Annotated in this window: 22 protein-coding genes; 14 read left to right on the top strand and 8 right to left on the bottom strand. The window is 67.3% G+C overall.

Annotation, left to right across the window (positions count from 1 at the left end; all coding sequences use genetic code 11):
• Positions 1–101: 101 nt before the first annotated feature.
• Positions 102–1,211, bottom strand: a complete 1,110-nt coding sequence (locus FHY09_RS09835) for a polyamine ABC transporter substrate-binding protein (protein WP_166926694.1) — start codon at positions 1,209–1,211, stop codon at positions 102–104.
• A 114-nt stretch (positions 1,212–1,325) separates the two neighbouring features.
• Positions 1,326–2,720, bottom strand: coding sequence for a glutamine synthetase family protein (locus FHY09_RS09830; protein WP_166926692.1), 1,395 nt, complete (start codon positions 2,718–2,720; stop codon positions 1,326–1,328).
• 184 nt (positions 2,721–2,904) lie between these two features.
• Between FHY09_RS09830 and FHY09_RS09825 the strand changes: the two genes are divergently transcribed.
• From FHY09_RS09825 to FHY09_RS09815, 3 genes are all read left to right on the top strand, one after another.
• Positions 2,905–4,203, top strand: a complete 1,299-nt coding sequence (locus tag FHY09_RS09825) for an NAD(P)/FAD-dependent oxidoreductase (RefSeq protein ID WP_166926689.1) — start codon at positions 2,905–2,907, stop codon at positions 4,201–4,203.
• Between the two features lie 68 nt (positions 4,204–4,271).
• Entirely contained in the window at positions 4,272–5,603 is a 1,332-nt protein-coding gene (locus tag FHY09_RS09820; RefSeq protein WP_166926687.1) for a diguanylate cyclase, read from the top strand.
• A 66-nt stretch (positions 5,604–5,669) separates the two neighbouring features.
• Positions 5,670–6,131, top strand: coding sequence for a bacteriohemerythrin (locus tag FHY09_RS09815; RefSeq protein ID WP_166926685.1), 462 nt, complete (start codon positions 5,670–5,672; stop codon positions 6,129–6,131).
• Between the two features lie 24 nt (positions 6,132–6,155).
• Here the strand turns inward: FHY09_RS09815 and FHY09_RS09810 are convergent, their stop codons facing one another.
• Positions 6,156–7,445 (bottom strand): MFS transporter, encoded by a 1,290-nt coding sequence (locus FHY09_RS09810; RefSeq protein WP_166926683.1) that lies wholly within the window; start codon positions 7,443–7,445, stop codon positions 6,156–6,158.
• A 185-nt stretch (positions 7,446–7,630) separates the two neighbouring features.
• Between FHY09_RS09810 and FHY09_RS09805 the strand changes: the two genes are divergently transcribed.
• The 6 genes from FHY09_RS09805 (at position 7,631) to FHY09_RS09780 (ending at position 13,868) form a co-directional block, all read left to right on the top strand.
• Positions 7,631–8,506 carry a ParB N-terminal domain-containing protein gene (locus FHY09_RS09805; RefSeq protein WP_166926681.1) on the top strand — a complete coding sequence of 292 codons (876 nt, stop codon included), beginning with the start codon at positions 7,631–7,633 and terminating at the stop codon, positions 8,504–8,506.
• An 89-nt stretch (positions 8,507–8,595) separates the two neighbouring features.
• Positions 8,596–9,897, top strand: a complete 1,302-nt coding sequence (locus FHY09_RS09800; protein ID WP_166926679.1) for a DUF445 family protein — start codon at positions 8,596–8,598, stop codon at positions 9,895–9,897.
• A 272-nt stretch (positions 9,898–10,169) separates the two neighbouring features.
• A complete protein-coding gene (locus FHY09_RS09795; protein ID WP_166926677.1) occupies positions 10,170–11,309 on the top strand; it encodes a M23 family metallopeptidase in 1,140 nt (379 codons plus the stop codon).
• Between the two features lie 299 nt (positions 11,310–11,608).
• Entirely contained in the window at positions 11,609–11,914 is a 306-nt protein-coding gene (locus FHY09_RS09790; RefSeq protein WP_456362769.1) for a DUF3649 domain-containing protein, read from the top strand.
• Positions 11,911–13,542 carry a PepSY-associated TM helix domain-containing protein gene (locus FHY09_RS09785; RefSeq protein ID WP_166926675.1) on the top strand — a complete coding sequence of 544 codons (1,632 nt, stop codon included), beginning with the start codon at positions 11,911–11,913 and terminating at the stop codon, positions 13,540–13,542. The genes FHY09_RS09790 and FHY09_RS09785 overlap by 4 nt, the downstream gene beginning before the upstream one ends.
• Positions 13,539–13,868 (top strand): DUF3325 domain-containing protein, encoded by a 330-nt coding sequence (locus FHY09_RS09780; protein WP_166926673.1) that lies wholly within the window; start codon positions 13,539–13,541, stop codon positions 13,866–13,868. Before FHY09_RS09785 ends, FHY09_RS09780 begins: the two co-directional genes overlap by 4 nt.
• Positions 13,869–13,891: 23 nt before the next feature.
• Here FHY09_RS09780 and rlmKL read toward each other — a convergent pair whose 3' ends face one another.
• Entirely contained in the window at positions 13,892–16,033 is a 2,142-nt protein-coding gene (rlmKL, locus tag FHY09_RS09775) for a bifunctional 23S rRNA (guanine(2069)-N(7))-methyltransferase RlmK/23S rRNA (guanine(2445)-N(2))-methyltransferase RlmL (RefSeq protein ID WP_166926671.1), read from the bottom strand.
• 139 nt (positions 16,034–16,172) lie between these two features.
• Positions 16,173–16,700, bottom strand: a complete 528-nt coding sequence (locus FHY09_RS09770) for an alpha/beta hydrolase family protein (RefSeq protein WP_166926668.1) — start codon at positions 16,698–16,700, stop codon at positions 16,173–16,175.
• A gap of 57 nt (positions 16,701–16,757) precedes the next feature.
• Here FHY09_RS09770 and FHY09_RS09765 point away from each other — a divergent pair, with 57 nt between their 5' ends.
• Positions 16,758–17,342: an N-acetylmuramoyl-L-alanine amidase gene (locus tag FHY09_RS09765; RefSeq protein ID WP_166926666.1), complete on the top strand. Its 585-nt coding sequence runs from the start codon at positions 16,758–16,760 to the stop codon at positions 17,340–17,342.
• Positions 17,343–17,364: 22 nt separating this feature from the next.
• On the opposite strand, the gene FHY09_RS09760 is transcribed toward FHY09_RS09765, so the two are convergent.
• The 3 genes from FHY09_RS09760 to FHY09_RS09750 form a co-directional block, all read right to left on the bottom strand.
• Positions 17,365–18,267 carry a sulfurtransferase gene (locus tag FHY09_RS09760; RefSeq protein WP_166926664.1) on the bottom strand — a complete coding sequence of 301 codons (903 nt, stop codon included), beginning with the start codon at positions 18,265–18,267 and terminating at the stop codon, positions 17,365–17,367.
• A complete protein-coding gene (locus FHY09_RS09755) occupies positions 18,264–19,067 on the bottom strand; it encodes a CoA pyrophosphatase (RefSeq protein ID WP_166926662.1) in 804 nt (267 codons plus the stop codon). Before FHY09_RS09755 ends, FHY09_RS09760 begins: the two co-directional genes overlap by 4 nt.
• Before the next feature lie 176 nt (positions 19,068–19,243).
• Complete coding sequence (locus tag FHY09_RS09750; protein WP_166926660.1) at positions 19,244–19,945, bottom strand: FKBP-type peptidyl-prolyl cis-trans isomerase; 702 nt, start codon at positions 19,943–19,945, stop codon at positions 19,244–19,246.
• Between the two features lie 404 nt (positions 19,946–20,349).
• On the opposite strand from FHY09_RS09750, the gene FHY09_RS09745 reads away from it, so the two are divergent.
• The 4 genes from FHY09_RS09745 to pstS all read left to right on the top strand — a co-directional run bounded on the left by FHY09_RS09745 (position 20,350) and on the right by pstS (position 23,983).
• Positions 20,350–20,697 carry a hypothetical protein gene (locus FHY09_RS09745; protein ID WP_456362787.1) on the top strand — a complete coding sequence of 116 codons (348 nt, stop codon included), beginning with the start codon at positions 20,350–20,352 and terminating at the stop codon, positions 20,695–20,697.
• On the top strand, positions 20,697–21,383 hold the full coding sequence (nth, locus tag FHY09_RS09740; protein ID WP_166926656.1) for an endonuclease III: 687 nt from the start codon (positions 20,697–20,699) through the stop codon (positions 21,381–21,383). Before FHY09_RS09745 ends, nth begins: the two co-directional genes overlap by 1 nt.
• 181 nt (positions 21,384–21,564) lie before the next feature.
• Positions 21,565–22,776, top strand: coding sequence for an OprO/OprP family phosphate-selective porin (locus FHY09_RS09735; protein ID WP_166926654.1), 1,212 nt, complete (start codon positions 21,565–21,567; stop codon positions 22,774–22,776).
• Between the two features lie 187 nt (positions 22,777–22,963).
• Positions 22,964–23,983, top strand: coding sequence for a phosphate ABC transporter substrate-binding protein PstS (pstS, locus tag FHY09_RS09730; protein ID WP_166926652.1), 1,020 nt, complete (start codon positions 22,964–22,966; stop codon positions 23,981–23,983).
• The last annotated feature ends 128 nt before the right edge of the window (positions 23,984–24,111 follow it).

Here is a 24,111-nt window from a genome sequence, read left to right as displayed (position 1 = left end):
GTTTCAGGTGCCATACGCCAAGGTAGGGCACGCCGCGCGCAGACGGAGTGAAAACACGCCGTACACGCGGCGGCAACAGAGTCACCGCCGCATGCCGTGGATCAACGACCGGTCTTGATCTCGGTCCAGAGCCGGGTATAGAGCTTGTCGGTCTCCGGGCTGTTGATCGAATAGGTGAACATCTTTTCGGCCACGTCCGCCGGCGGATAGATCGTCGGGTCATTGCGGATCGCTTCGTCCACCAGCGGCGTGGCCTCGCTCACCGGGTTGGCGTAGTGGATGAAGTTGGTATTGGCGGCCGCCACCTTCGGTTCCAGCAGGTAATTGATGAACGCGTAGGCCTGCTCCGGGTGCTTGGCATCCTTGGGAATGGCCAGCATGTCGAACCACTGCGGCGCGCCCTCGCGCGGGATGGAATAGGCCACCTGGACACCGTTGCCGGCCTCCTCGGCACGATCACGGGCCTGGATGATGTCACCCGACCAGCCCACCACCAGGCAGGTCCCGCCGTTGGCGAGCGAGCCGACATACTGCGAAGAGTGGAAGTTCTGCACGTACGGGCGGATGGACTTGAGCAGCTCCGCGGCCTTCTGCAGGTCGGCCGGGTTGTTGCTGTGCGGATCGAGCCGGAGGTAATGCAGGGCCACCGGGATCATGTCCGCCGGCGTATCGAGCAGGGTCACGCCGCAGTCCTTCATCTTGGCGATGTTTTCCGGCTTGAACACCAGGTCCCAGCTGTTGGCGATCTCCGCGCTGCCACCAAAGCGCGCCTTGACCATCTCCACGTTGTAGCCGATGCCCGTGGTGCCGACCATGTACGGCACGCCGAACTTGTTGCCTGGATCCTGCCCGGCGATGCGCTCCATCACCTTCGGGTCGAGCTTGGCGAGGTTGGGGATCTTCGTCTTGTCCAGCGGCAGGAACACGCCGGCCTGGATCTGCCGCCCGAAGAAGTTCAGCGTGGGCACCACCACGTCGTAACCGCTGTTGCCGGCCAGCAGCTTGGTTTCCACCATTTCGTCGCTGTCGAAGACATCGTAGGTGACCTTGATGCCGGTCTGCTTCTCGAAGTCCGGAATGGTCGACTCGGCGATATAGTCGCTGTAGTTGTAGACATTCAGGACCTTGCCGTCCTGTGCCTGTTCACTGCCGCCGCCACAGGCAGCGAGCAGGACGGTGGACAGGCCGAGCGTGAGGGTGCGCAGCTTCATCGGGGTGGGCTCCGGATAACGAGGGGGGGGACCGGTGTGACCGGCGATGGGTGCCAGCCTACCCCCCATGGGGGCAATCATCCAGTGGAGGCGCCGTGCACCGGGCGTGGCAACTCAGACGTTGAGCAGCAGGAACTCGCGTTCCCAGGAACTGATCACGCGGAAGAAGGTTTCATACTCTTTGCGCTTGACCGAGATGTAGGCGCGGCAGAACCGTTCGCCCAGCAGCGCCTGCAGCTCGGCGCTCACCGACAGGCCGTCAAGGGCCTCACCCAGCGAGCGCGGCAGCGTGTAGCCAAGCTCCTTGGCGCTGCCGGTCACCGGGGCATCCGGCGCCAGCCGCTCGCGGATGCCGAGCAGGCCGCATGCCAGCGTGGCCGCCATGGCCAGGTAGGGGTTGGCGTCGGAGCCGGCGAAGCGGTTCTCCACGCGCATGTTTTCCGGCGTGTCCAGCGGCACGCGCAGGCCACAGGTGCGGTTGTCGAAGCCCCAGTGCACATTGCTCGGCGAGACCTCGCCGAAGATCAGCCGGCGGTAGGAATTCACGTTCGGGGCGAAGAACGCCATCGCCTGGGGAATGTACTTCTGCAGGCCGCCCAGGTAATTGCCGAAGACCGGGCTGAACTCCCCTTCGCCCTGCCCCTCGCCGGCGAACACGTTGCTGCCATCGCTGACCCGGATCAGGCTCTGGTGGATATGCATGGCACTGCCCGGCTCGTTTTCCATCGGCTTGGCCAGGAATGTGGCGTAGACCCCATGGCGCATGGCCGCCTCGCGCATGGTGCGCTTGAACAGGAACACCTGGTCGGCCAGGTCCATGGCATTGGCATGGGAGAAATTGACCTCCAGCTGGGCCGCGCCGGATTCGTGGATCAAGGTGTCCACGTCGAGCTTCATGGCATCGGCGTAGTCGTACATCAGGTCGAGAATCGGATCGAACTCGTTGACCGCATCGATGGAATAGGACTGCCGGGCCGTTTCCGGGCGGCCCGAGCGACCGGCTGGCGGCAGCAGGGGGAAATCCGGATCGGTGTTCTTCTGCACCAGGAAGAACTCCAGTTCCGGAGCCACCACCGGGCGCAGCCCCAGCTCGGCATAGGCATCGAGCACGCGGCGCAGCACGTTGCGCGGCGCCAGCTCGTGCGGCTCGCCGGTCTTGGTGTAGCAGTCGTGGATGACCTGGGCGGTGGGATCGGCGGCCCACGGCACCATGCGCACCGTTTCCGGATCCGGGCGCAGCATCATGTCCGAATCCGAGGGCGAGGTCAGGTCGTAGTAGTCGTCCGGAAACTCGCCGGTCACCGTGGTGGCGAAGATGCCCTCGGGCAACCGGGTTCCATAATCGTGCGAGAACTTGTCCGCCGGGATGATCTTGCCGCGGGCATTGCCGGTGATGTCCGGCACCAGGCATTCCACCTCGGTGATGCGCCGGTCCTTGAGCCAGCGCAGCAGGCTGCTCTCAGGTTCCGATTCCGGCTTGACGGTCTTCGTCCGTGTTCGAGAACTCATGGTGTTTCCTGTGCGTAGCCGTGGTGCCGCGGGCACGCCGCCGGACGCGCGGAAGAAGGGTTGGACGGTGGAGGCGCCCTCGCCGGCGGACGGCGGTACGTCCCCACGTTACCGCCTTTGTGTTGCGCGCTTCAACCGCGCCGCAGTCACGCCGCTGCCGCCATGTTTGCGCCACACTCTGTGCATGGCCCTCCCGCATCCGCCGCGCGACGACCGCGCCCCCCTCCACTGGTATGCCGCCAGCCTTCCCGCCCGACCGCACCAGCCTGCCCTGGACGGCGACAAGCGGGTCGACGTCGCGGTGCTGGGTGCCGGTTACACCGGCCTGTCAGCGGCGCTGGAACTGGCCAGCCGAGGGCTGAGCGTGGTGGTACTGGAAGCGGATGAAGTCGGCAGCGGGGCCTCGGGGCGCAACGGCGGGCAGGTCCTGTCCGGATACGGCTGCGAAGTGGACGTGCTGGAGTCACTGGTCGGGGCGCCCACGGCGCGCGAGTTGTTCGATCTTTCGCTGCACGGCGTGCGGCTGGTGCGCGAGCGCATCGCGCGGCACGGCATCGACTGCCACTGGCGGGACGGGCATGCCACCGTGCCGGTGCGGCCGCGCACCACCCGCACGCTGCGGGCCACCACCGAGCTGCTGCAGCAGCGCTATGACCACCCGGTGCAATGGTGGGACGTGGAGACACTGCGCGCCCAGCTCGACAGCCCGCGCTACCTCGGCGCCATGTTCGACCCCCTGAGCGGGCACCTGCAGCCGTTGGCCTTCGTGCGCGGCCTGGCCGACGCCGCGCTGGCGGCCGGCGCGGTGCTGCACGAACGCACGCCGGTGATCGCGCTGCTGCGCGAGCCCCGGCCCGCATTGCGTACGGCCACCGGCACGGTGCAGGCCGACCACGTGATCCTCGCCGGCAACGCGCTGCTGGCGGGCATCGCGCCCACGATCGAGCGCCGCATCATGCCGGTGGGCACCTACATGAGCGCCACCCCCGTGCTGGGTGCGCAGCGTGCGCAAAGCCTGATCCGCAACGGCATGGCCGTGGCCGACAACGACTGGGTGCTGGACTACTTCCGGCTCAGCCATGACCACCGGCTGTTGTTCGGGGGCGGCGCCAGCTACTCCGCCCTGCCTCCCCGCGGCCTGCAGCGCACGATGCGCCGCCGGATGTGGCAGGTCTTCCCGCAGCTGCGCGGCGTGGACCTGGACCATGTCTGGGGCGGTTACGTGGACATCACCCCTTCGCGCGCGCCGCACTGGGGCCGGCTCACGCCCACGATCTATTACGCGCAGGGCTTTTCGGGCCATGGCGTGGCAGCGGCCAACCTGGCCGGACAGGTGCTGGCACAGGCGATCGCCGGCCAGGCCGGTCGGCTGGACCTGTTCGAACGCCTGCCAAGGCAGGATTTCCCCGGCGGCCCGCTGCTGCGCCGCCCTCTGCTCGTCGCAATGATGTCAGCTGTCAAGCTTCTGAATCTCATTTGGTGATGGACCTCAAGTTTTTTTCCGGCACGCCGATATCAATGCCGACTCATCCTGTTCCGAGCGCCAGCCTGATGCCCGCTTTGCTGCAGCACGCGCCCGACAAGGGCCCCGGTGTCGAACCCCTTCCCCAGCGGATCCTGCTGGTGGAGAACTCCCGCGCGTTCACTTCGATGCTGCGCGAGGCCATCATCCAGCGGCTGGAGCTGCCGGTCGTGGTGGCCTCCACGCTGGCCGAGGCCGGCGCCCTGCTGGACGAGGAGGACGGTTGGTTCCTGGTGCTGACCGGGCTGGTGCTGGCCGATGGCGACCGCGACACCGTGGTGGAATTCTTCGTCTCCCGCGGACTGCCGACGGTGGTGGTCAGCGGCGTGTATGACGAGCACCTGCGCAAGCGCGTGCTCGAACGCACCATCATCGATTACGTCCTGAAAAACACCCCCGGGAGCCTGGACTACCTGGTCTGGCTGGTGCAGCGGCTGGACCGCAACCGCCGCATCGCCGCGGTGGTGGTGGATGACTCGCCGTCGGCGCGTGGCTATGCGGCCGCCCTGCTGCGCATGTACGGGCACACGGTCTACGAGGCCGCCGACGGCGCGGCAGGCCTTGCGGCCATCGACGCCAACCCGGCGATCCGACTGGCCGTGGTCGACCAGGAAATGCCCGGCATGCAGGGCGTGGAATTCACCCGGCGGCTGCGCATGCACCGCTCGCGCGATACCGTCTCGGTGATCGGGCTGTCCGGCAACACCGACCCCTCGCTGATCCCGCGTTTCCTGAAGAACGGGGCCAACGACTTCCTGCGCAAGCCGTTCTCGCGCGAGGAGTTCTTCTGCCGCGTCTCGCAGAACGTGGACCAGCTCGAACTGATCGGCACCCTGCAGGACCTGGCCACCCGGGACTTCCTCACCGGCCTGCCCAACCGCCGTTATTTCCTTGACCAGAGCCAGCGCAATCTCGTCGAACTGGATGACTGGGTGGCCGTGGCGATGATCGACATCGACCATTTCAAGCACATCAACGACACCTGGGGCCATGACGGCGGGGACGATGCACTGCGTGCGTGTGCCGCCGCAGTGGCCGCTCATGCCCGCGAAGGCGACCTGATCGCACGCTTCGGCGGCGAAGAGTTCTGCCTGCTGGTGCCGGGGCTCGCTCCGGCACAGGCCCTGGCCTATTTCGAGACACTGCGCGGGGCGATCGAAGCCCTGCGGGTACAGCTTTCCGGCACCGAACTGCGCATGACCGTGAGCATCGGCGTATGCACGCTGCGGGCGCGCGGCGACTCGCTGCACGCCCTCATCAGCGAGGCCGATCGCCAGCTCTACCTGGCCAAGGCGGGCGGCCGCAACCGTGTCAGCAGCGCCGAAGGCATGCCGGCGCGCGTACCACCCGAGGTGGTTTGATCCTGATCAACGCCCCTGCGCCGCGACAGTCGCAGAATCGGCGCGTCCGTAACGGGGAACGCGCACATGGCAGTACTGGTCTGGCAGGACGACCTCAACACCGGCATCGATGTCATCGACCGCCAGCACCTTCGCATCGTGGAGATGCTCAACCATCTCCACGTCACGCAGAAGCGCATGGAGCGGCTGGCCGTGGCGGAGGTGATCGACGAACTGGTGGACTACACGCTCTCCCATTTCGCCTTCGAAGAAGAGTTGATGGAAGAGGCCGGCTACCCCTTCTGCGCCGCGCACAAGCGCGTGCACGAAGTGTTCGGCAAGCGGGTGGCCGAGTACCGGTTGCGCTTCCAGGCCGGCGAAGAGGTCACCGACGAACTGCGTACCATGCTCTCGCGCTGGCTGTTCAACCATATCCGTGGCGATGACCAGGCCTATGCCCCACAGGTGAAGCAGCACCTCAACGCCTTCACCCGCGAGCACCAGGGCGGCAGCTGGCTGGGCCGCGCGCTCAAGCGTTTCTTCCGCTGATCCGTTTCACCGCGTGCGCGTGTCTCAGCGCACGCGGCGCTGCAGTGCAAGCAGCGCGCACAGTGTCACCAGCGCAACCACGCACAGGTAGTAGCCCACCGCCACCAGGCCGAAGCGCTCGGCCAGCCAGGTGGCCAGGTAGGGCGCCGGCGCCGCCCCCAGGATCCCGGCCAGGTTGAATGACAGCGACGCCCCGGTGTACCGGACCTCCACGGGGTAGATCTCCGCCAGGAAAGTGCCGCAGGGGCCGTAGCTCAGGCCCATCAGGAACGATCCCAGCGAGAGCAAGCCGAGGACCATCCAGGGGCTGCCGGCCTGGAACATCGGGGCCAGCAGCACCCCGAAACCGAGGATGAGACCACTCGCTACGATCATCGTGCGACGCGTGCCCCAGCGATCGCCGCAGCGCGCGGAGATCGGGATGCCCGCCGCGACGAACAGGATGCCGACCATCTGCAGCAACAGGAACTGCTCGCGGCTGTAGCCCAGCGCCGCCGTACCGTGGCCGAGCGCGAAGACGGTTATCAGGTAGAACAGCACGAAGGTGGCAAACGCACCGAGCATGCCCAGCAGCATCGCGACGCCGTGGTGCCGCAACACGGTCCACATCGGCAGCTTCACCCGCGCGTGGGCCTCCAGCGCCTTCTGGAAATCCGGCGTCTCGTGGATGTTCAGCCGGACCCACAGGCCCAGCCCGACCAGCAGCGCACTGGCCACGAACGGGATGCGCCAGCCCCACTGCAGAAACTCGTCCGGCGACATCAGGCGACCCAGCGCCAGGAAGATGCCGGCCGACAGCAGGAAGCCCAGCGGTGCGCCGAGCTGTGGAAACATGCCGTACCAGGCACGTTTGCCGGGCGGTGCGTTTTCGGTGGCCAGCAGCACCGCCCCGCCCCATTCCCCACCCAGCCCGAGCCCCTGACCGAAGCGGCACAGCGCCAGCAGCGCCGGCGCCCACAGGCCGATCTGCGCATGCGTGGGCAGCAGTCCGATCAGCACCGTGGACAGCCCCATGGTGAGCAGTGCCGCGACCAGCGTGACCTTGCGTCCGATGCGGTCACCGAAATGCCCGAACACCGCCGAGCCGACCGGCCGTGCGATGAACGCCACCGCGAAGGTGGCCAGCGACTGCAGCAGGGCGGCCTTGTCACTGCTCTCCGGGAAGAACAGGTGGGGGAACACCAGCACCGCGGCCGTGGCGTAGATGTAGAAATCGAAGAACTCGATGGTGGTGCCGATCAGGCTGGCAAGCAGAACGCGACGCGGCGAGTTGACGGGTGCGGGGGCTGAGGTAGCAGTGGCAGCGGAGGACATCGATGGGCCGGAAAGCGAAGTGCGGCCAGGATTCTGCCACGCGGCGGGGGCTGGGGGAGGCATTGGTTTCAGGGGAGACTGACGATGCGTCCTATCCGACAAACAGGGCCCACAATGTCGCGCAACAGTGGGTCCAGCACGACCGGCTACAATCACCGGTTCCGCGCCACGACCTCCCCGTACCCATGAACATCGTCGTCAAAGAAGAACTCAAGGCCTACATCGACCCGCTGACGGCGGACGAGTACGAAGCGCTGGAGCGCAGCATCCTCAGCGAGGGATGCCGCGACGCGCTGGTGCTGTGGGGCGAGGTGCTGGTCGACGGCCACAACCGCTACGGCATCTGCCAGAAGCACGGGCTGCCGTTCAATACGGTGCAGAACACCCGCTTCCAGAGCATGGACGACGTGCACCTGTGGATGATCGAACAGCATCTGGGGCGGCGCAGCGTTTCGGACTTCCAGCGCGGCGTACTGGCACTTCGCAAGCGCGAGATCCTCGGCGAGCGCAAGCGGCTGGAACAGGCTCAGCTGCAGCGCGAGAGCGATGGCGTGGCCGAAGATGCGGCCGCTGACGATGACAGCCCGCCGTGGGCGCCTGCGGCCATGCCGAGCCGTGCCGAGCTGGCGCGCGAGGCCAAGCTGAGCAGCAGCCAGATCGGCATGATCGAACGCATCCACGCACAGGCCGCTCCTGAGATCGTGGAAGCGGTGAAGACCGGCCAGCTTTCGATCAGTGCGGCTGCAGCGGTGTCGTCGCTGCCGGAGGACGAGCAGCGGGCGGCGGCGGCGGGCGGCAAGGACGAGTTGAAACAGGCGGCCAAGCGCGTACGCGAATCCAGGCGCAAGCCGCGCCCGGCCAAGGACGAAGCGGCCTCCGCACTGTCCGAGGCTGTTGAAGGGGAAACGTTGGACGCGCAGGACGCGCAGGTGCTGGAGGCGCTTGAGCAGCTTGGCGAAGGCGCGCCGGCACTGCGCGCGCGCGTGGTGGCGCTCACGCGTGAAAACGTCCTGCTGCGCGAGCAGCTGGCGCAACTGCGGCGGGAGCTGGCTGAACGTTGACGGGTGCCCGCGGTACGTCGTCACCTGCCCGCGCGCGGACCCCCGCCTGCTGACATGGCCTGCGCGGCGGGCCCGCGTAGACTGTCTGCATGGACCTGTCCTCCTCCGATTCCCCGAACGATCCGCGCCCGGCCCAGCTCCGGCGCCTGAAAGCCATTGCCCTCGGCCTGCTGCTGTTGATGCTGGCCGGCTTTGTGGTCAGCCACTGGCAGGGCGAGCGTGGCCCCTGGGCGTGGGTGTCCGCCTTCTGCGAAGCCGCCGCCGTGGGCGCCATGGCGGACTGGTTCGCGGTGGTGGCGCTGTTCCGCCGGCCGATGGGCCTGCCGATTCCACATACCGCCATCATCCCCCGCGGCAAGGATCGCATCGCCGACAGCCTCGCCTTCTTCGTGCGTGACCAGTTCCTGGAACCGCAAGCCTTGATGGACAAGCTCAAGGTCTTCGATCCGGCGTCGCGGCTGGGCAGCTGGCTGGCTGACCCGGAACGCGCGCGCCTGCTCGCCGACATGGCGCGCGGCTGGGCCGTGCAGGCACTCGATTTCTTCGACGAGGCGGCGGTCAAACGCCAGCTGCATGGCTTCGTGGTGCAGCAGCTGCGGCAATGGAATGCCGCCGGAACGCTCGGCGAACTGCTGCGCCTGCTCACCGAGGATGGCCGCCACCAGCGGGTGCTTGACGAAGGCCTGCAGCGGCTGGGGCAGTGGCTGGAGCAGCCGCAGGTCAAGGCGCGTGCCTCCACGCTGATCGTGCGCTACATCCAGCGTGAGTGGCCGAAGCTGTCCAGTACGGTGAGCTGGATCAAGCCGATCGACGAGATCGGCGACAGCCTCGCCGAACGCTTGGCGGGTGCGCTGCTGGAGGAACTGCAACAGGTCCTGGCCGAGCCCGAGCACCCGCTGCGCCAGGACTACGAGCGCTGGCTGGCCGACTACGTGGCGCGCCTGCGCGAAGACCCTGCGCTGGCCGAACGCATCGAGCAGCTCAAGCAGAACCTGATCGACCACCCGGCCCTGCAGACCTACGTGCAGGGGCTGTGGTCGCGCATCCATTCCAGCCTGCGCGAAGACCTCTCGAAAACCGATTCCGCACTTGCCGGCCATCTGCAGCGCGGCTTCGCGGCACTGGGCCGCAGCCTGTCCTCGGACCCCGCACTGCGCGAGGCCCTCAACCAGCACCTGCTGGAGGGTGCGCAACGCCTGACCCTGCGCCTGCGCGACGGGGTGACCACGCATATCGCCAGCACGGTCAAGGGGTGGGACGAGAAGCACCTGGTGGAGCAGCTGGAACTCAGCGTCGGACGCGATCTGCAGTTCATCCGTTTCAACGGCACGCTGGTGGGCGGACTGATCGGCGTAGCGCTGCACGCGGCAACGACGTGGCTGCATTTCTGAGTGATGCCAACGGCATTCCGCTCCGTCTCCAATTGCCGGGATTGATTGATCGACTGAGCAGCAGATCTGCTCGATTGCGATGGCATCGTTCGATGCCGAGGGATCTGTGACCCGCGCACCACGCGGCACCCGCTGCTGTCTCTAGCATCGTCGTGCACGTCACATCCCGTGGCAGTGACGTGCCTTCAGCGTATGCGCGAACGTGCAGGACGCGCGCTTGAAGTGGCGCAGGGAGGTTGGGCGCAGACATGCCGCTTATCTGGGGATTTACCATGAAGCGCTTCGATAGACGAGTGCTGTGCACGCTGCTGGCCGGGCTGCTGGCCGCCCATGCCGGGATCGCAACCGCAAGTGACCCTCCGTTGCAGGGCCAGGACCTTGTGTACGGCTACGACGAGATGTTCGAATTCGACACCGCACGCTGGCTGCAGGCACATGCCCCGCACCTCCAGGAGCATGCCGAGGTCATCTCGCACTGGGCTGGCTTCAGCGGTATCAGCCCAAGGGTCCTGCTGGCCCTCATGCAGGCACAGAGCAGGGTGCTGGATGCCACCCCGCCGCCCGGGGCGCTGGAGCACCCGTTCGGTACCCTCGTGCCTGCCAGCGGTTTCGACGCGCAGGTGCGGGAAACAGCGCAATCGCTGCGCGACGCGCTGTACGACGGCGCCGATCCGGGCACACGAGGCCCCGTCCGCCTGACGGCGGGCAACCCGCTCGAGCTGTTGGCCGCCTCCGATGCAGGCAAGGTCGCGCCCGCTTCGGCGTCGATCAACGAGCAGTTCCAGACGACCTACCGGGCTTTGTTCGGCGCACCACGCAAAGCCACCACCCGCCCGCCCAGGGCCACCCCGCAGGCCATGGTTCCGCCTCGTGACCTGCTGGAATTCCCCTACCCGCGCAGTACGCGCTGGCACGTCGGCGGGGCGCACACCAACAGCGGCAGCGGCAGCTTCCCGATGTCCTCGCTGGACATGTCGGTGGGCGGCTGGTGGGGCAGCAACCAGAGCGGCAACTGGGTGTCGGCATCGGCGGCCGGGCGGTTCGTCAGGCATTCCTCGTGCATGGCCGAGGTGGTGCACGCCGGCGGCTGGTCCACGACCTACTACCACATGGCGAACCTGCGCTTCGCCACGGGCGCGGAGGTGGCTTCGAACGCCGCCATCGGCAATCCCGCCAACAGCCTGTCGCAGGCACTCTGCAATGGCGGCATGTCCACCGGCCCTCACCAGCACTGGTCGCTGAAGTCCAACGGCAGTCAGCACCACCTCAACGGTGTGACACTTTCGGGCTACCTGATCACCGCGACGGGCTCCAGTTACGACACCAACTGCGCGCGCTTCAACCTGCAGGACCGGGACGGCACCCGATACTGCTCGGGGAGTTACACCAACTTCGGACCGGGCCAACCCTGAGTCTGGCGCGTGCTGGCGGGTCGCGGGTGTTCAACCGCGGCCCGCTGGCCACGGGCGAAGGTCAATCCCCTTGCTGCATCAAATGCGAATACTTATCATTGCCTGACAGCGTGGCACCAGCCAATTGCGTCGTAGTGAGACGCCCCCGCCAATGCCAACGCACCGATCGCACGCCGCCATCGGGCGCGCCGTAGGCCGCCTCCGCTGTCCAACGCACGCCGCGTTGGCCCCTTCCGATCACTTCCCGCAGGAATGCCGTGGATCGCCCGTTCGCCACCGACTCCAGGTTTCACTCGTCCTTGCCTCGCCGCGCGCGGATTGCCGCGTACTTCGCCCGCCCGGGCTGGACAGTCTTCGTCCGCAGCATGGCCGCCATCTTCGGCGGTTACGCGCTGGCGTCAGTCAGTGCTGTTTTCCTGGCGGTGGCACTGCCCGGCGAACGCGGGCAGGCGGTGCTGACCGGCATGCTGGTAGCGATCGTGGTGGCCGCATGCGCCGCGCTGTGGGCGTTCGCCACGCGTTCGGCACTGCGCGCCTGGCTGGGCATCGCGTTGCCGGCACTGGCGCTGGCCGCAGGTGCGCGTGCGCTGGGCGCCTGGTCATGAAGCAGGGATTCCGCCAGTCGATGGCGTGGCTGCACACGTGGACGGGCCTGCTGGTGGGCTGGTTGCTGCTGCTGATCTTCATGGCTGGCACGGCCAGTTACTACCGTGAAGAGATCAGCCGCTGGATGCGCCCCGAGCTTCCGGCGTCACGGGTCAGCACGGAGGTGGCCGCCCAGCGCGCGGTGCAGTTCCTGCAGGCCAATGCCGCCCACGCCGAAACCTGGTTCGTCACCCTGCCCGATGCACGCAATCCGGCGATCCGCCTGTTCTGGCGCAACCCCGAATCAATGATCAAACCGCCGGTGGAAGGCGAGCGCCGGCGGCGCGGCGGTGGCCGGTTCGGTGAGGCCACGGTGGACCCCAACACGGGCAAGGCCCTGGAGGCCCGCCAGACGCGGGGCGGTGACTTCTTCTACCGGCTGCATTTCGACCTGCACTACATCCCGGTGATGTGGGCGCGCTACCTGGTGGGCTTCTGCGCGATGTTCATGCTGGTGGCGATCATCACCGGCGTGATCACGCACAAGAAGATCTTCAAGGACTTCTTCACCTTCCGTCCGGAGAAGGGACTGCGTTCGTGGCTGGATTTCCACAACGTAAGCGCAGTGATGGCCTTGCCCTACCATGCAATGATCACCTATACCGGGATCGTGACGCTGATGGTGATGTACATGCCGTGGGGCATGAAGGCCGCCTATCCGCAGGATGAGGGCGCGTTCTACAGCGAGGCCTTTGGCGGCCTGCCAGAGATCACCACCAAGGCCGGCCAGCGCGCGGCGTCGTTGCCGATCCAGCAACTGCTCGACAGTGCCCGCCTGCAGTGGAACGGCGCGGAAGTGGCCGGCTTCAGCGTGGCCCATCCGGGCGCGGACAACGCGGTGATCGACATCCGCCAGCGCGATGGTCGGCGCCTGTCCAGCGACACGCCGGCCCTGCGCTACGACATGGTGCAGGGCACGCTGCTGCAGCGCAGTGCCGACGCCGGCGCCGCGACCGCCACGCGCGGGGTGATGTACGGGCTGCACCTGGCCCACTTCGCGGACTGGGGCCTGCGGGCGCTGTTCTTCCTCTCCGGCCTGGTGGGCTGCCTGATGGTGGCCAGCGGCGTGGTGCTGTGGGCGGTGAAGGAACGCCCGAAGCACGTCAGACAGGGCCGCATCGGGTTCGGCCTGCGGCTTGTCGATGCACTGAACATCGGCACGGTGGCAGGACTGCCGATCGCGTTCGCCGCCTATTTCTGGGGCAACCGGCTGCTGCCGGTGGGCATGGCAGGACGTGCTGACACCGAAGTGTCCGTGTTCTTCTACGCCTGGGCAGCGGCGCTGGTGACCGCGTTCGTCTGGCCGCGCCGTGCGATGTGGACCGTCCAGCTTTACCTGGGTGCGGCGATGTTCGCGCTGGTGCCGGTGGTCAACGCCGTGACGACCTTTTCCCACCTGGGCATCACCCTGCGCACCGGCGACTGGGTGCTGGCCGGCTTCGACCTGGCCATGCTTGCCTTCGGTGCGATGCTTGCACTGTGCGGTTGGCGCATGCAGCGCTGGCAGCCGCCGCTGAGCGCGGCGGAAAAGAAGAAGCGTGCCGCCGCGATGGCGCATGCGGTGCAGACCGCGGAGGCCGGCGCATGATGCTGCTTGCACTCGGGCTGTGTTTCAGCGCCTTTGTGGCGCTGTCACTGGCGACGGAAAAACATCCCTTGGCGATGCAGGGGCGAGCGCTCATCGCCACGGTGGATCGCAGGGCCTGGCGCTGGGTCGGATGGGCGCTGCTGGGGGTCGCGTTCGCGCTCTCCGTCAACGCGCGCGGGTGGGCGCTAGGGCCGGTTCTGTGGCTCGGTGCGATGACGTTGGCGGGCATCGCGCTGGCATTCGGCCTGTACCCGTACCGGCCGCACTGGATCGTGCCGGCGGCGTGTCTTGTTCCGCTGGCGGGGGCTGCCGGGCTGTTGCTGTAGCGGCCGGCCCGCCCCCCCTCGCGTCACCCCTGCAGCGCGCGCAGCTCCCACGCGCGGTGGATCCGGGCATTGCGCTCGAAGTCCGGTCCAATCGTGCGCGGGCTGATTTCACGGCACTGGGCGAATTCGGCGATTGCATTCTCTTCCAGCTTGAAGCGTCGGAAGTTGTTGGAGAAATACATGACCCCGCCCGGCGCAAGCCGCGCTACGCCCGCCCGCAGCAGCCGCACGTGCTCACGCTGCACGTCGAAATCTTCCGCACGGGCCGAGTTGGAAAACGTCGGCGGATCACAGAAGATCACATCGAAGCGTTCTTGGTCCGCCTCCAGCCAGGCCAACGCATCGGCCTGCACCAACAGATGCTGGTGACCGCCCTGGCCGTTCAGCGCAAGATTGTCGTAACACCATTGCAGGTAGGTGCCGGAAAGATCCACGCTGGTGGTGCTCGCCGCGCCCGCCACGGCCGCCTGCACACTGGCCACGCCGGTGTAGCAGAACAGGTTGAGGAAGTGCTTGCCCCGCACCTGTCCGGCCATTTCCCGCCGCAGCGGGCGATGATCGAGGAACAGGCCGGTGTCGAGGTAATCGAACAGGTTCACCCGCAGCAGCGCGCCGTTTTCGCGCACTACCAGGAACTCGTCGCGCCGCTCGAAGCGGCCGTACTTGCTGCCGCCCTTGCCACGCTCGCGTGATTTGAGCGCGACCTGTTCCGGCGGCAGCTGGAAGACCTCGCGCGCGGCGGTCAGCAGTTCGTTGCGGCGCCGGCGCACGTCGTTCTCGGGGATGGTGGCCGGCGCGGCGTATTCCTGCACATGCAGGAACGTGCGGCGCTGCCCGCCTTCTTCCTCGTAAACGTCGATGGCGGCCGCATACTCGGGCAGGTCGGCATCGTAGGCGCGGAAGCAGCTCACGCCTTCGCGCGCGCGCCAGTTCTTGAACTTGCGGAGGTTCTTCCGGATCCGGTTGGCGACCATCTGCGCGCCTTCGCTCAGTTCGCGCGGCACAGCGGGGTCACGCCGCGGCACGGCCACCGGATCGCAGATGATCAGCGCGCACTCCAGTGCACCGTTGAACATCGTGTATTTTTTGCCGGCGCGCAGGCCGGTGGCGTACGCCAGGTCATCGTTGCCGCACAGCAGGCTGGCCCGCCACTGCGGCACCGCCTTCTGCAGCGCATCGCCGAGCCGGCGGTACAGCGCCGGGTCCGCTGCCAGGCGCTCGTCGTAGGGCGGATTGCAGACCACCGCGCCGATCTCCTGCGGCGGCGACGCCAGATCCACCACATCGGCGCGGGTGAAGCGGATGGCGTGCGCCACACCGGCCACTTCCGCGTTCTCGCGTGCGGCCTGGATCGCCACCGGGTCGATGTCACTGCCGTGCACCACCGGCTTCAACGCGGCCAGGCCGGCCGCCTCGCGCTCGCGCGCCTCGGCCATCAGCGCCTTCCATACGGCCTTGTCCAGGCCCAGCCAGCGGCTCGGCGGCAGGCTGCCGTGGCGCATCAGGCCCGGGGCAACGTCAGCCGCCATCAGGGCGCCCTCGATCAACAGCGTGCCACTGCCGCACATCGGGTCCAGCAGCCCTCCCCCCGCGGCGTGCAGGCGCGGCCACTGCGCGCGGATCAGCAGAGCCGCGGCCAGATTTTCCTTCAACGGCGCGTCATGCGCCGCGCCACGCCAGCCTCGGCGGTGCAGCGGGCCACCCCCGAGATCGATGGAAATCGTCGCTCGTCCCTTGCGCAGCGACAGATTCACGCGCAGATCGGGCAGATCGGTGTTCACCGAGGGCCGTTCAAGACCTTCATCACGCATGCGGTCGACGATGGCGTCCTTGATCCGCTGCGCTGCGAAGCGCGCGTGGGTAATGGCATCGCCAGACACGTGGGCGTCCACGGCCAGCGTCATCTCCGGAAGCAGGTGTTCGTGCCACGGCAATGCGCGCACGCCGTCGTACAGCGCCTGCTCGTCCGGGCAGTCGAACTCGGCGATCGGCCAGAGCACGCGGCTGGCCAGGCGCGACCACATGACCGCACGCTGGGCCTGCGCGAGCGTGCCTTCTGCATTGACGCCGGCAATGGTGGCCGTGGCTTTGTCCACGCCGAGGGCCAGCAGTTCATCGACAAGCAGGTATTCCAGGCCTTTGGCGCAGGAGACGAAGAAATTCACAGGATCGGTTCGCAGTAGGCGGCCGCTCGCGCGGCGCAGGGAAGATCGGGGCCAGCGGCGGCCGGCGCCATGCCAAGGGCACGGGCGCCCATTGTAGTCGTTGCCGGGGATCGCCGTCGGCGCCCTGCGGCGGACCGTTTCACAGGCGGCGCAGCAGCGTCTCGAAGGCGGCGGCGGACTCGGCCACGTGGCGTTCCAGGCGGTGCCCGTCGTCGACCAGCAGCAGGGTCGCTGCACGCTGCTGCGCCCAGGCGATGACCTCGGCGGCCGGGATCAGCTCATCGCCCCACGCGTGCACGATGCTGGTCGGCACCGCGGCCGCCTCCAGCGCAGGCATCGGCCCCATGTGTGTGGGCGGCACCATCAGGAACAGTCCGCGCACCGGCACCTGCAGTGAGGCGATGGCCGAAACATAGGCCCCCAGACTGGACCCGGCCAGCACCACCGGGCCGCGCGCGGCCGCCGCAGCGGCCTGGTCGATCAGCCGCTGCAGGCGCGCCGGCACATCGCCGACACGGCTGATGTCGCGGCGTGCGTCGAGGTCGGTGTAATCAGGGCGTTCGTGGGTCCAGCCCAGCCGCTCGGCGACATCGGCCAGGGCGGTGACCTTGACCGCATCGGGTCCGCTTTCAAAGCCATGGGAGAGGATGCAGTGGCCGGTGCTCATGCGCATACCGGCGGCAGGTCGTGATCAGCGCTCATCGCGCAATGCTAGCATCGCCGCATGCCCGACTTGACGCTCCCCCTGCTCCTGCCCGACCTGCAGATCCAACCGCTGCCGTACCACGATCTGCTCGAAACTCGTCCGCCGCAGTGCCTGCGCCGAGTGGTGATCCATTGCACCGAACTGCCGGATCTGGCAATGGCGCGGGCCTATGGCGAGCAGGTCCGCTATCCCACAGGCACGGGTAACAGCGGTCACTTCTACATCGATCGCGATGGCAGTGTGCTGCAGTACGTCGCACCGGACCGCATCGCGCATCATGTGCGGGGCCTCAATGCTGAGTCGATAGGCATCGAGCTGGTCAACCGCGGACGCTGGCCCGAGTGGTTCGACAGCCGGCATCAGGCAATGGACGAGGCCTATTCCCACGTGCAGCTGCAGGCCCTCGAGCGCCTGCTCCTGGCGTTGTGCGACCGCTATCCGTCGCTGCGCGAGATCGCCGGGCATGACCAGCTTGATCGCGAACGGCTGCCGGCCAGCGACGATCCTTCGCGGCTGGTGCAGCGCAAGCGCGATCCCGGCCCGCTGTTTCCCTGGCCGCGCATCCTCGCAGCAGTGCCATTGCAGCCGTTGACGGATGCCTGAGCGGCTGGCGCAGTAGCCGATGTCAGGCGCTGGCCGTGGCCACCGGACGCGACGGATCGGTGATCCAGCCACTCCATGAATCGGCGTAGACCCGCGCGCCGTGCAGGCCGGCATGCTCCAGCGCCAGCAGCAGGTGGCAGGCGGTGACGCCCGAACCGCACATCACCACCACGCGGTCAGGCGCGTTCGCACCCATGGCCGCCAGCAGCTCGGCGCGAAGCTCTCCGGCCGGTCTCAGCCGCCCCTCTGCGACATTGAGGGCGAAGGGCCGGTTGACCGCGCCGGGCACGTGGCCGGCTACCGGGTCCAGCGGCTCGACCTCGCCGCCGAATCGCTCCGGTGCGCGGGCGTCGAGCAGCCAGCCCGGCGCGTGTTTCAGCCGCGCGGCGATCTCCTCGACGCCGACGATCTGACGCATGTCCAGGCTGCCGGGATAAGGCGGCAGCGGGTCGACATCGGTGATGTCACCGGTCAACGGCAGGCCGTCCTGCTGCCAGGCGGCGACCCCACCGTCCAGCACCGCCACGCTGGCGTGCCCCATCAACCGCAGCAACCACCACAGCCGGGCGGCGGCCATGCTGCCGTCGCCTTCGTCATAGACCACGACCTGGGTCTGCGGGCCGATGCCCAGACGGCCCAGCGTTGCCGCGAAGGCGGCGCTGTCCGGCACCGGATGGCGGCCATGCCCTTGGCGCTGCAGGTCGGAAAGATCATCATTGAGATCGGCGAAGACCGCACCGGGCAGGTGGCCGGCCAGGAACAGTGCGCGGCCGGCACGGCTGTCACTGAGCGCGAAACGGGCGTCCACCACGCGCAGCGAGGATGTGGCGCGGGCATCGACGATGCGCAGCTGCGCGGCATCCAGTGCGTCGGCGAGGGTAGCCACATCGACCAGCGTGGTCCACGGACGTTCAACAAGGTTCATTGCAGTTTCTCCAGGCGGCGCCGCAGGTTGTAGAGGATGGCCGCCGTGGCGCCCCAGATGCGCTGGCCCGGCCAGCTGTATTCCAGCACATGACGCACCCTGCCCCGATGGACCAGCTCCACCTGGCGCAGGTTTTCCGGTGCGAGCAGGTAATCCAGCGGCACCTCGAAGACATCGGCCACCTCGTCCGGGGACGGAATGGGGGTGAAGCGCGGATCGACGACAGCGACCACGGGAGTGACCCGGTAGCCGGTGATGGTCACCAGCGGATCAAGGTAGCCGAGGACATCGGCCTGTGCGCGCTGCAGCGCGATTTCTTCCTCGCTCTCGCGCAGCGCCGCGGCCGCCGCATCGGCATCGTCCGGCTCGGTGCGCCCGCCCGGGAAGCCGACCTGTCCCCCGTGCGTGCGCAGCGCTTCGGTGCGCCGGGTCAGGATGACCTGCAGGCCGTCCGCGCGCGGGACCAGACCCACCAGCACGGCCGCTTCGACCAGTCCGCCAGCGGGCAGCAGATCACTCAGCTCGCTGCGGTTCCAGCCATCACCTTCCGGCGCAAGGGCCGGCGGATGCAGGGCGTCCAGCAGCCGCGCATGGCGCGCTGGCGGTGACTGCAGATTGCGGCGCAGCTGCTCGCGCAGGGGCAACGCCCGCTGCATCAGGTGCTCGCGCTCACGCTCGCTCATGCGTGGCCACCGTGCGATTTCATCGATGTGGCGCAGGCATCCGACGCAGCAGCGACGGCTGTCGAGTTCACAGATACCACTGCAGGGACTGGGCACGCCACGCGCCGTTTCTTCCATCAGATGCACTGCCCCACAGTAACCCGAACCGCTGCGCCTTGACACAGGGTATGTCGTTTGCGCACGTCGCGGCGGCAGTCCCCCGCGTGGGCGACACGCAGCGGGAAAAAGGAAGGCGCGCCGGTGGAGACCACCGGCGCGCCCTGGTGCTGTGCCTTGCGGGCGTCCAGCCTTTATTACTTGACGCTGACCAGCTTGATCTCGAACTGCACGGCCACGTTCGGCGGGAACGGGGTACGCGGATCGGCACCGTAGGCCTGCTCCGGCGGCAGGGTGACTTCCCACTTCGAGCCGGCCGGCATCTGCAGCAGGGTGTCACGCATCGCCTTCATTTCAACCTGGCTCAGCGGCATGGCAGGAATCTGCTGCGCCGGACGGGCTTCGGTCGGGCGCTGGCCGTACGGGAACGGACCGGCCACTTCCAGCTGCACGGTGCTGGAAGCGGTGGGCTTGGCACCCGAGCCGGCTTCGATCACGCGGTACTGCACGCCGCTGGCCAGCGTCTGCACGCCGGACTTGGCCTTGTTCTGGTTCAGGAACTGGGTGCTCTTGGTCTTGTTTTCGCCCGCCGCCTTGTCGTACTCGGCCTTGGCGGCCTGGGCACGGCCCTGCTCGCGCTTCTGGAAGGCTTCGACGGCCGGACGCAGCTGCTCGGCGGTAATCGCCGGCTGCTTCTTGGCGTAGGCATCCTGCAGGCCCTTGACCACCGAGTTGATGTCCAACTGCTCACCGCGACCGGTCAACTCTGCAAGGTTGTTGCCGTAGTCGTAGCCGAAGTAGTAACTCAGCTTGCCCTTCTCGGACGCGATGTCCTGGGCGAACGCATTGCCCGTCAGGGCCAAGGCCGCGACGGCGACCGCGATAGAACGCAACTTCATCAAACTATTCTCCAGGGGTGGTAACTCAGAGCGGGATGTACAAAGCCATTCGCCGCCCTGAGGCGACGGGTTAGGATAGCCGCCGCAACGGTGAATCGCCACTAACGACGCAGGTTTGACCTGACTGCGTTTCAAGAGTTCAACGTCACTTTTTTTTAACGTATTGGAGTTTGTGTGGGCCACGCCTTGGTGCAACTGTGGTTTTGGGCGCAACGACGCCGGGTCTGGCCGGTCCGGACGGGGCGGTGTGAGGAGACAAGAACCTGTGGAGTGGTCCCGGGGGGCGCACGGCGGTGTCCGCCGCCACAGCGGTGGATGCGACAGACGAGAGGGGTAATTCGTACTGGAGGTCCGGTTTCTGCTAGCGCCGCAATCCCGTGGTGTGCCCGGCTGCGCGGCAAGGGCTGAGCATGGCGCGCCTTCCGGATCCCACCCTGCTGCATGCCCGCCTGCTGGCCGACGACCTGGACGGCGCGCTGCAGGCCGGCCTGATGGACTTTCCCACCGACGCTGACGGCGCGGCGACGCCGGAGCAGGCCGCGCGGATCCTGGCCGCGCAGACGCAGCTGCGTCGCGCCTGGGAGGCGCGGGAGCGGTACCGTGCGCGAACCGTGCGCCTGGCCCGACGCGCTGCCGAGCGCGATGCACGACGCACCCCGCCACCTGCGCCGGATGGCAAGGCCGCTCTGCCCTCGGCCGCCGCTGCCATCCTGGCCCGGGCCAAGGCCCGCGCCGCCGGGCGGGTTGACTGATGGCCCGCGTTGCCGCCACGCCCGGGCCGGTCCGGCGCTCGACGAAAATGCCACGCGCCGACGTCGTGGAGATGTTCTCGCGCCTGCGCGAACTCAACCCGCATCCGAAGACCGAGCTGGAATACAGCTCGCCATTCGAGCTGCTGATTGCCGTCGCCCTGTCGGCGCAGGCGACCGACGTCAGCGTCAACAAGGCCACCCGCCGCCTGTTCCCGGTCGCCAATACACCGGCTGCCCTGCTGGCGCTCGGTGAAGAGGGGCTCAAGCCCTACATTTCCACCATCGGCCTGTTCAACGCCAAGGCGAAGAATGTCATCGCCGCCTGTGCGCTGCTGCTCGAGAAACATGGCGGTGAGGTGCCACGCGACCGGCAATCGCTGGAGGCACTGCCGGGCGTGGGCAGAAAGACCGCCAACGTGGTCCTCAACACCGCCTTCGGTGAACCGGCCATGGCGGTGGACACGCATATCTTCCGCGTTTCCAACCGCACCGGCCTGGCGCCGGGAAAAGACGTGCGCGCGGTGGAGGATGCGCTGCTCAAAGCGGTACCGTCCGAGTTCCTGCTCGACGCCCACCACTGGCTGATCCTGCATGGTCGCTATGTCTGCAAGGCGCGCCGGCCGGAGTGCCCGAACTGCGTGATCCGCGATCTGTGCCGGTTCAAGGACAAGACGCCGGCCCCCTGATCCGCCCCGGACGGTCTGCAACGCCGGCGCAACGCACGCGTCACATGGGGCGCCTTCCGGCGCGCAGCCCTTGCCGCTGCGCGATCCCGGGCGGGCGCACATGGCAGGCAATTTGTCACATTTACGCAATCTTCACGTTCTAGCCTGCGCGCATCTTCCCACCTGCCTGCAAGGCTCATCCATGAAACTGCATCATCACCTTCTGACTGCTGCTGTGGTCGCTGCGCTGTATGTGCCGACCGCCCACGCCGAAGTCGCCCTTGATGTCTTCGGCGGTTCGGAGATCACCTTCGAAGGCCTGGTGCAGGCCGACGGCAACTGGTTCGACAACGATGTCGCCGACCTCAACGGTGGCGATGCCGCCAACGGCAAGAACAGCGAGTTCGAGATGCGCCGCGCCGAACTGGTGCTGAAGGGCAAGGGCCCGGGCAACATCGAGTGGGTGGCCGGTTATGACGCCAAGGCTGACAAGTACCTGGACGTCAATGCGCGCTACAAGCTGATGGGCAACGCCGCGCACTTCGTGCAGGTCGGCCAGTTCAAGCAGCCCAACAGCCTGGAAGAACTGTCCAGCACCAAGAACAACGACTTCATCGCCAAGGCGGCCGTCACCAACACCTATGCCGTCGCACGTCGTCTCGGCGGTGCCTACAGCTACGGCCAGGACAACTGGTCCCTGACCGCCAGCGCCTTCGGTCGCGAGCTGACCCGCAACCTCGCCCACGGCAGCGGCTACGGTGCGCGCGGCACGTTCGCGCCCATCAATGAGAAAGGCCAGGTGCTGCATTTCGGCCTCAGCTACGTGGACTACGATACCGACGCGGACAGCCTGCGCGTGCGCGCCCGTCCCAATGCGGACCTGGCCACGGTGCGCCTGGTCGACAGCGGCAACCTGATCGACACCGACCGCGTGCGTACCATCGGCGCCGAGGCCATGTACTTCCAGGGTCCGTTCAAGGCCCAGGCCGAGTACTACACCAGCCGTGCCAAGCGCTATGACCACAGCAACTACAGCAGCGACGGCTACTACGTCAGCGGCGTGTGGAACGTGACTGGTGAGACTTGGAGCTACAAGGGCGGCACCCCGGGCACCGGCCTGCCGGACAACCCCGCCGGTGGCCAGTGGCAGCTCGGCGTGCGCTACGACCACATGGATCTGAACGATGGCAACCTCGCCGCCAATCCGGTGGCCGGTCGTCCGCCGATCGTCGATGGCGTGCTGGGCGGCAAGATGGATGTGTGGACCGTCGGTGCCAACTGGTACCTGCGTTCGAACTTCAAGCTGATGCTCAACTACGTGATGGTTGACAGCCAGAAGTACAGCTCGAGCACCCGTACCTTCGTCAACGACGATCCGAACATCCTCGAAGCCCGCGCGCAGTTCTTCTGGTAAGCACCGACGGCACGCGCACGCGCGGCAGGGCCACGGCCGTGCCGCCGCGCTGCGCGGCCCCCGCTGGCATCCCCCACCCATGTCACACCTGCGTCATATGACAGACCTGTCCGTGTCACGGATTGGTTATGGAATAGGCGCCGAAACGACAGGCAGCCGCCTGTCACCCTACCGAGGAGTTTCTCCTGTGATCCACGCCTTCAAATCGCGCGCCGCTGTCGCCCTCCTGGCTGCATCGTCCGTATTCGCCGCCAACGCCGCCGATGTGACCGGCGCCGGCGCCTCCTTCATCTACCCGGTGATGTCCAAGTGGTCCTCGGACTACAGCACCGCCACCGGCAAGCGGGTGAACTACCAGTCGATCGGCTCCGGCGGCGGTATCGCGCAGATCAAGGCGGCGACCGTTGATTTCGGCTCCTCCGACGCCCCGCTCAAGCCGGAAGAGCTGGCCGCGGCCGGCCTGGCCCAGTTCCCGTCGGTGATCGGCGGCGTGGTGCCGGTGGTCAATGTTGCCGGCGTGGCGCCGGGTGCGCTGAAGCTGGACGGCCCGACGCTGGCCAACATCTTCCTGGGCAAGGTCAAGATGTGGAACGACCCGGCCATCGTCGCGCTCAACGCCGGCCTGACCCTGCCGGCGCAGAAGATCACCATCGTGCACCGCTCGGACGGCTCGGGCACCACCTTCAACTTCGTCAACTACCTGTCCAAGGTGAGCCCGGAGTGGAAGAGCGCGGTCGGTGAAGGCACCTCGGTGCAGTGGCCGGCCGGCATCGGCGGCAAGGGCAACGAAGGCGTCGCCGCCTACGTCAAGCAGATCAAGGGCGGCATCGGCTACGTCGAACTGTCCTATGCCCTGCAGAACCGCATGGCGCATGCATCGCTGAAGAACGCCGCCGGTCAGTTCGTGCAACCCTCCGATGCGTCCTTCGCCGCCGCTGCGGCCAGCGCCAACTGGGGTGCCACCAAGGACTTCTACCTGGTCATGACCAATGCCCCGGGCGCGCAGTCCTGGCCGATCACCGCCACCAACTTCATCCTGATGCGCAAGCAGCCCAAGAGCGCTGCCAGCGCCAAGGCCGCCCAGGACTTCTTCCGCTGGGTCTACCGCAACGGCGACGCACAGGCCAAGCAGCTCGATTACGTCCCGCTGCCGGACACCCTGGTGCAGCAGATCGAAACCTACTGGACCCAGAACCTGAAGTACTGATCCACCGCAGGCAAAGGGGCCGGCGGGGACTCTCTCCCTCCGCCGGCCCCACCCGGGCGCGCGACCTCACGGTCCCGCGCCCTTTTTTTTGCCCCGGATGCGATGAGCGTTTTATTGAAGCCGCAAGG

The organism is Xanthomonas sp. 60 (assembly GCF_011761925.1).
This window is presented reverse-complemented; position numbering and strand designations above follow the sequence as displayed.

Excerpts from the sequence above, each read along its gene's own strand:
- FHY09_RS09820 (WP_166926687.1), top strand. The coding sequence starts at position 4,272 with ATGCCCGCTTTGCTGCAGCACGCGCCCGACAAGGGCCCCGGTGTCGAA.
- FHY09_RS09780 (WP_166926673.1), top strand. The coding sequence starts at position 13,539 with ATGATGCTGCTTGCACTCGGGCTGTGTTTCAGCGCCTTTGTGGCGCTG.
- FHY09_RS09830 (WP_166926692.1), bottom strand. The coding sequence starts at position 2,720 with ATGAGTTCTCGAACACGGACGAAGACCGTCAAGCCGGAATCGGAACCT.
- FHY09_RS09765 (WP_166926666.1), top strand. The coding sequence starts at position 16,758 with ATGCCCGACTTGACGCTCCCCCTGCTCCTGCCCGACCTGCAGATCCAA.
- FHY09_RS09825 (WP_166926689.1), top strand. The coding sequence starts at position 2,905 with ATGGCCCTCCCGCATCCGCCGCGCGACGACCGCGCCCCCCTCCACTGG.
- FHY09_RS09800 (WP_166926679.1), top strand. The coding sequence starts at position 8,596 with ATGGACCTGTCCTCCTCCGATTCCCCGAACGATCCGCGCCCGGCCCAG.
- FHY09_RS09750 (WP_166926660.1), bottom strand. The coding sequence starts at position 19,945 with ATGAAGTTGCGTTCTATCGCGGTCGCCGTCGCGGCCTTGGCCCTGACG.
- FHY09_RS09815 (WP_166926685.1), top strand. The coding sequence starts at position 5,670 with ATGGCAGTACTGGTCTGGCAGGACGACCTCAACACCGGCATCGATGTC.
- nth (WP_166926656.1), top strand. The coding sequence starts at position 20,697 with ATGGCCCGCGTTGCCGCCACGCCCGGGCCGGTCCGGCGCTCGACGAAA.
- FHY09_RS09805 (WP_166926681.1), top strand. The coding sequence starts at position 7,631 with ATGAACATCGTCGTCAAAGAAGAACTCAAGGCCTACATCGACCCGCTG.
- FHY09_RS09785 (WP_166926675.1), top strand. The coding sequence starts at position 11,911 with ATGAAGCAGGGATTCCGCCAGTCGATGGCGTGGCTGCACACGTGGACG.
- FHY09_RS09835 (WP_166926694.1), bottom strand. The coding sequence starts at position 1,211 with ATGAAGCTGCGCACCCTCACGCTCGGCCTGTCCACCGTCCTGCTCGCT.
- FHY09_RS09760 (WP_166926664.1), bottom strand. The coding sequence starts at position 18,267 with ATGAACCTTGTTGAACGTCCGTGGACCACGCTGGTCGATGTGGCTACC.
- FHY09_RS09770 (WP_166926668.1), bottom strand. The coding sequence starts at position 16,700 with ATGAGCACCGGCCACTGCATCCTCTCCCATGGCTTTGAAAGCGGACCC.
- FHY09_RS09735 (WP_166926654.1), top strand. The coding sequence starts at position 21,565 with ATGAAACTGCATCATCACCTTCTGACTGCTGCTGTGGTCGCTGCGCTG.
- FHY09_RS09810 (WP_166926683.1), bottom strand. The coding sequence starts at position 7,445 with ATGTCCTCCGCTGCCACTGCTACCTCAGCCCCCGCACCCGTCAACTCG.
- FHY09_RS09795 (WP_166926677.1), top strand. The coding sequence starts at position 10,170 with ATGAAGCGCTTCGATAGACGAGTGCTGTGCACGCTGCTGGCCGGGCTG.
- FHY09_RS09755 (WP_166926662.1), bottom strand. The coding sequence starts at position 19,067 with ATGGAAGAAACGGCGCGTGGCGTGCCCAGTCCCTGCAGTGGTATCTGT.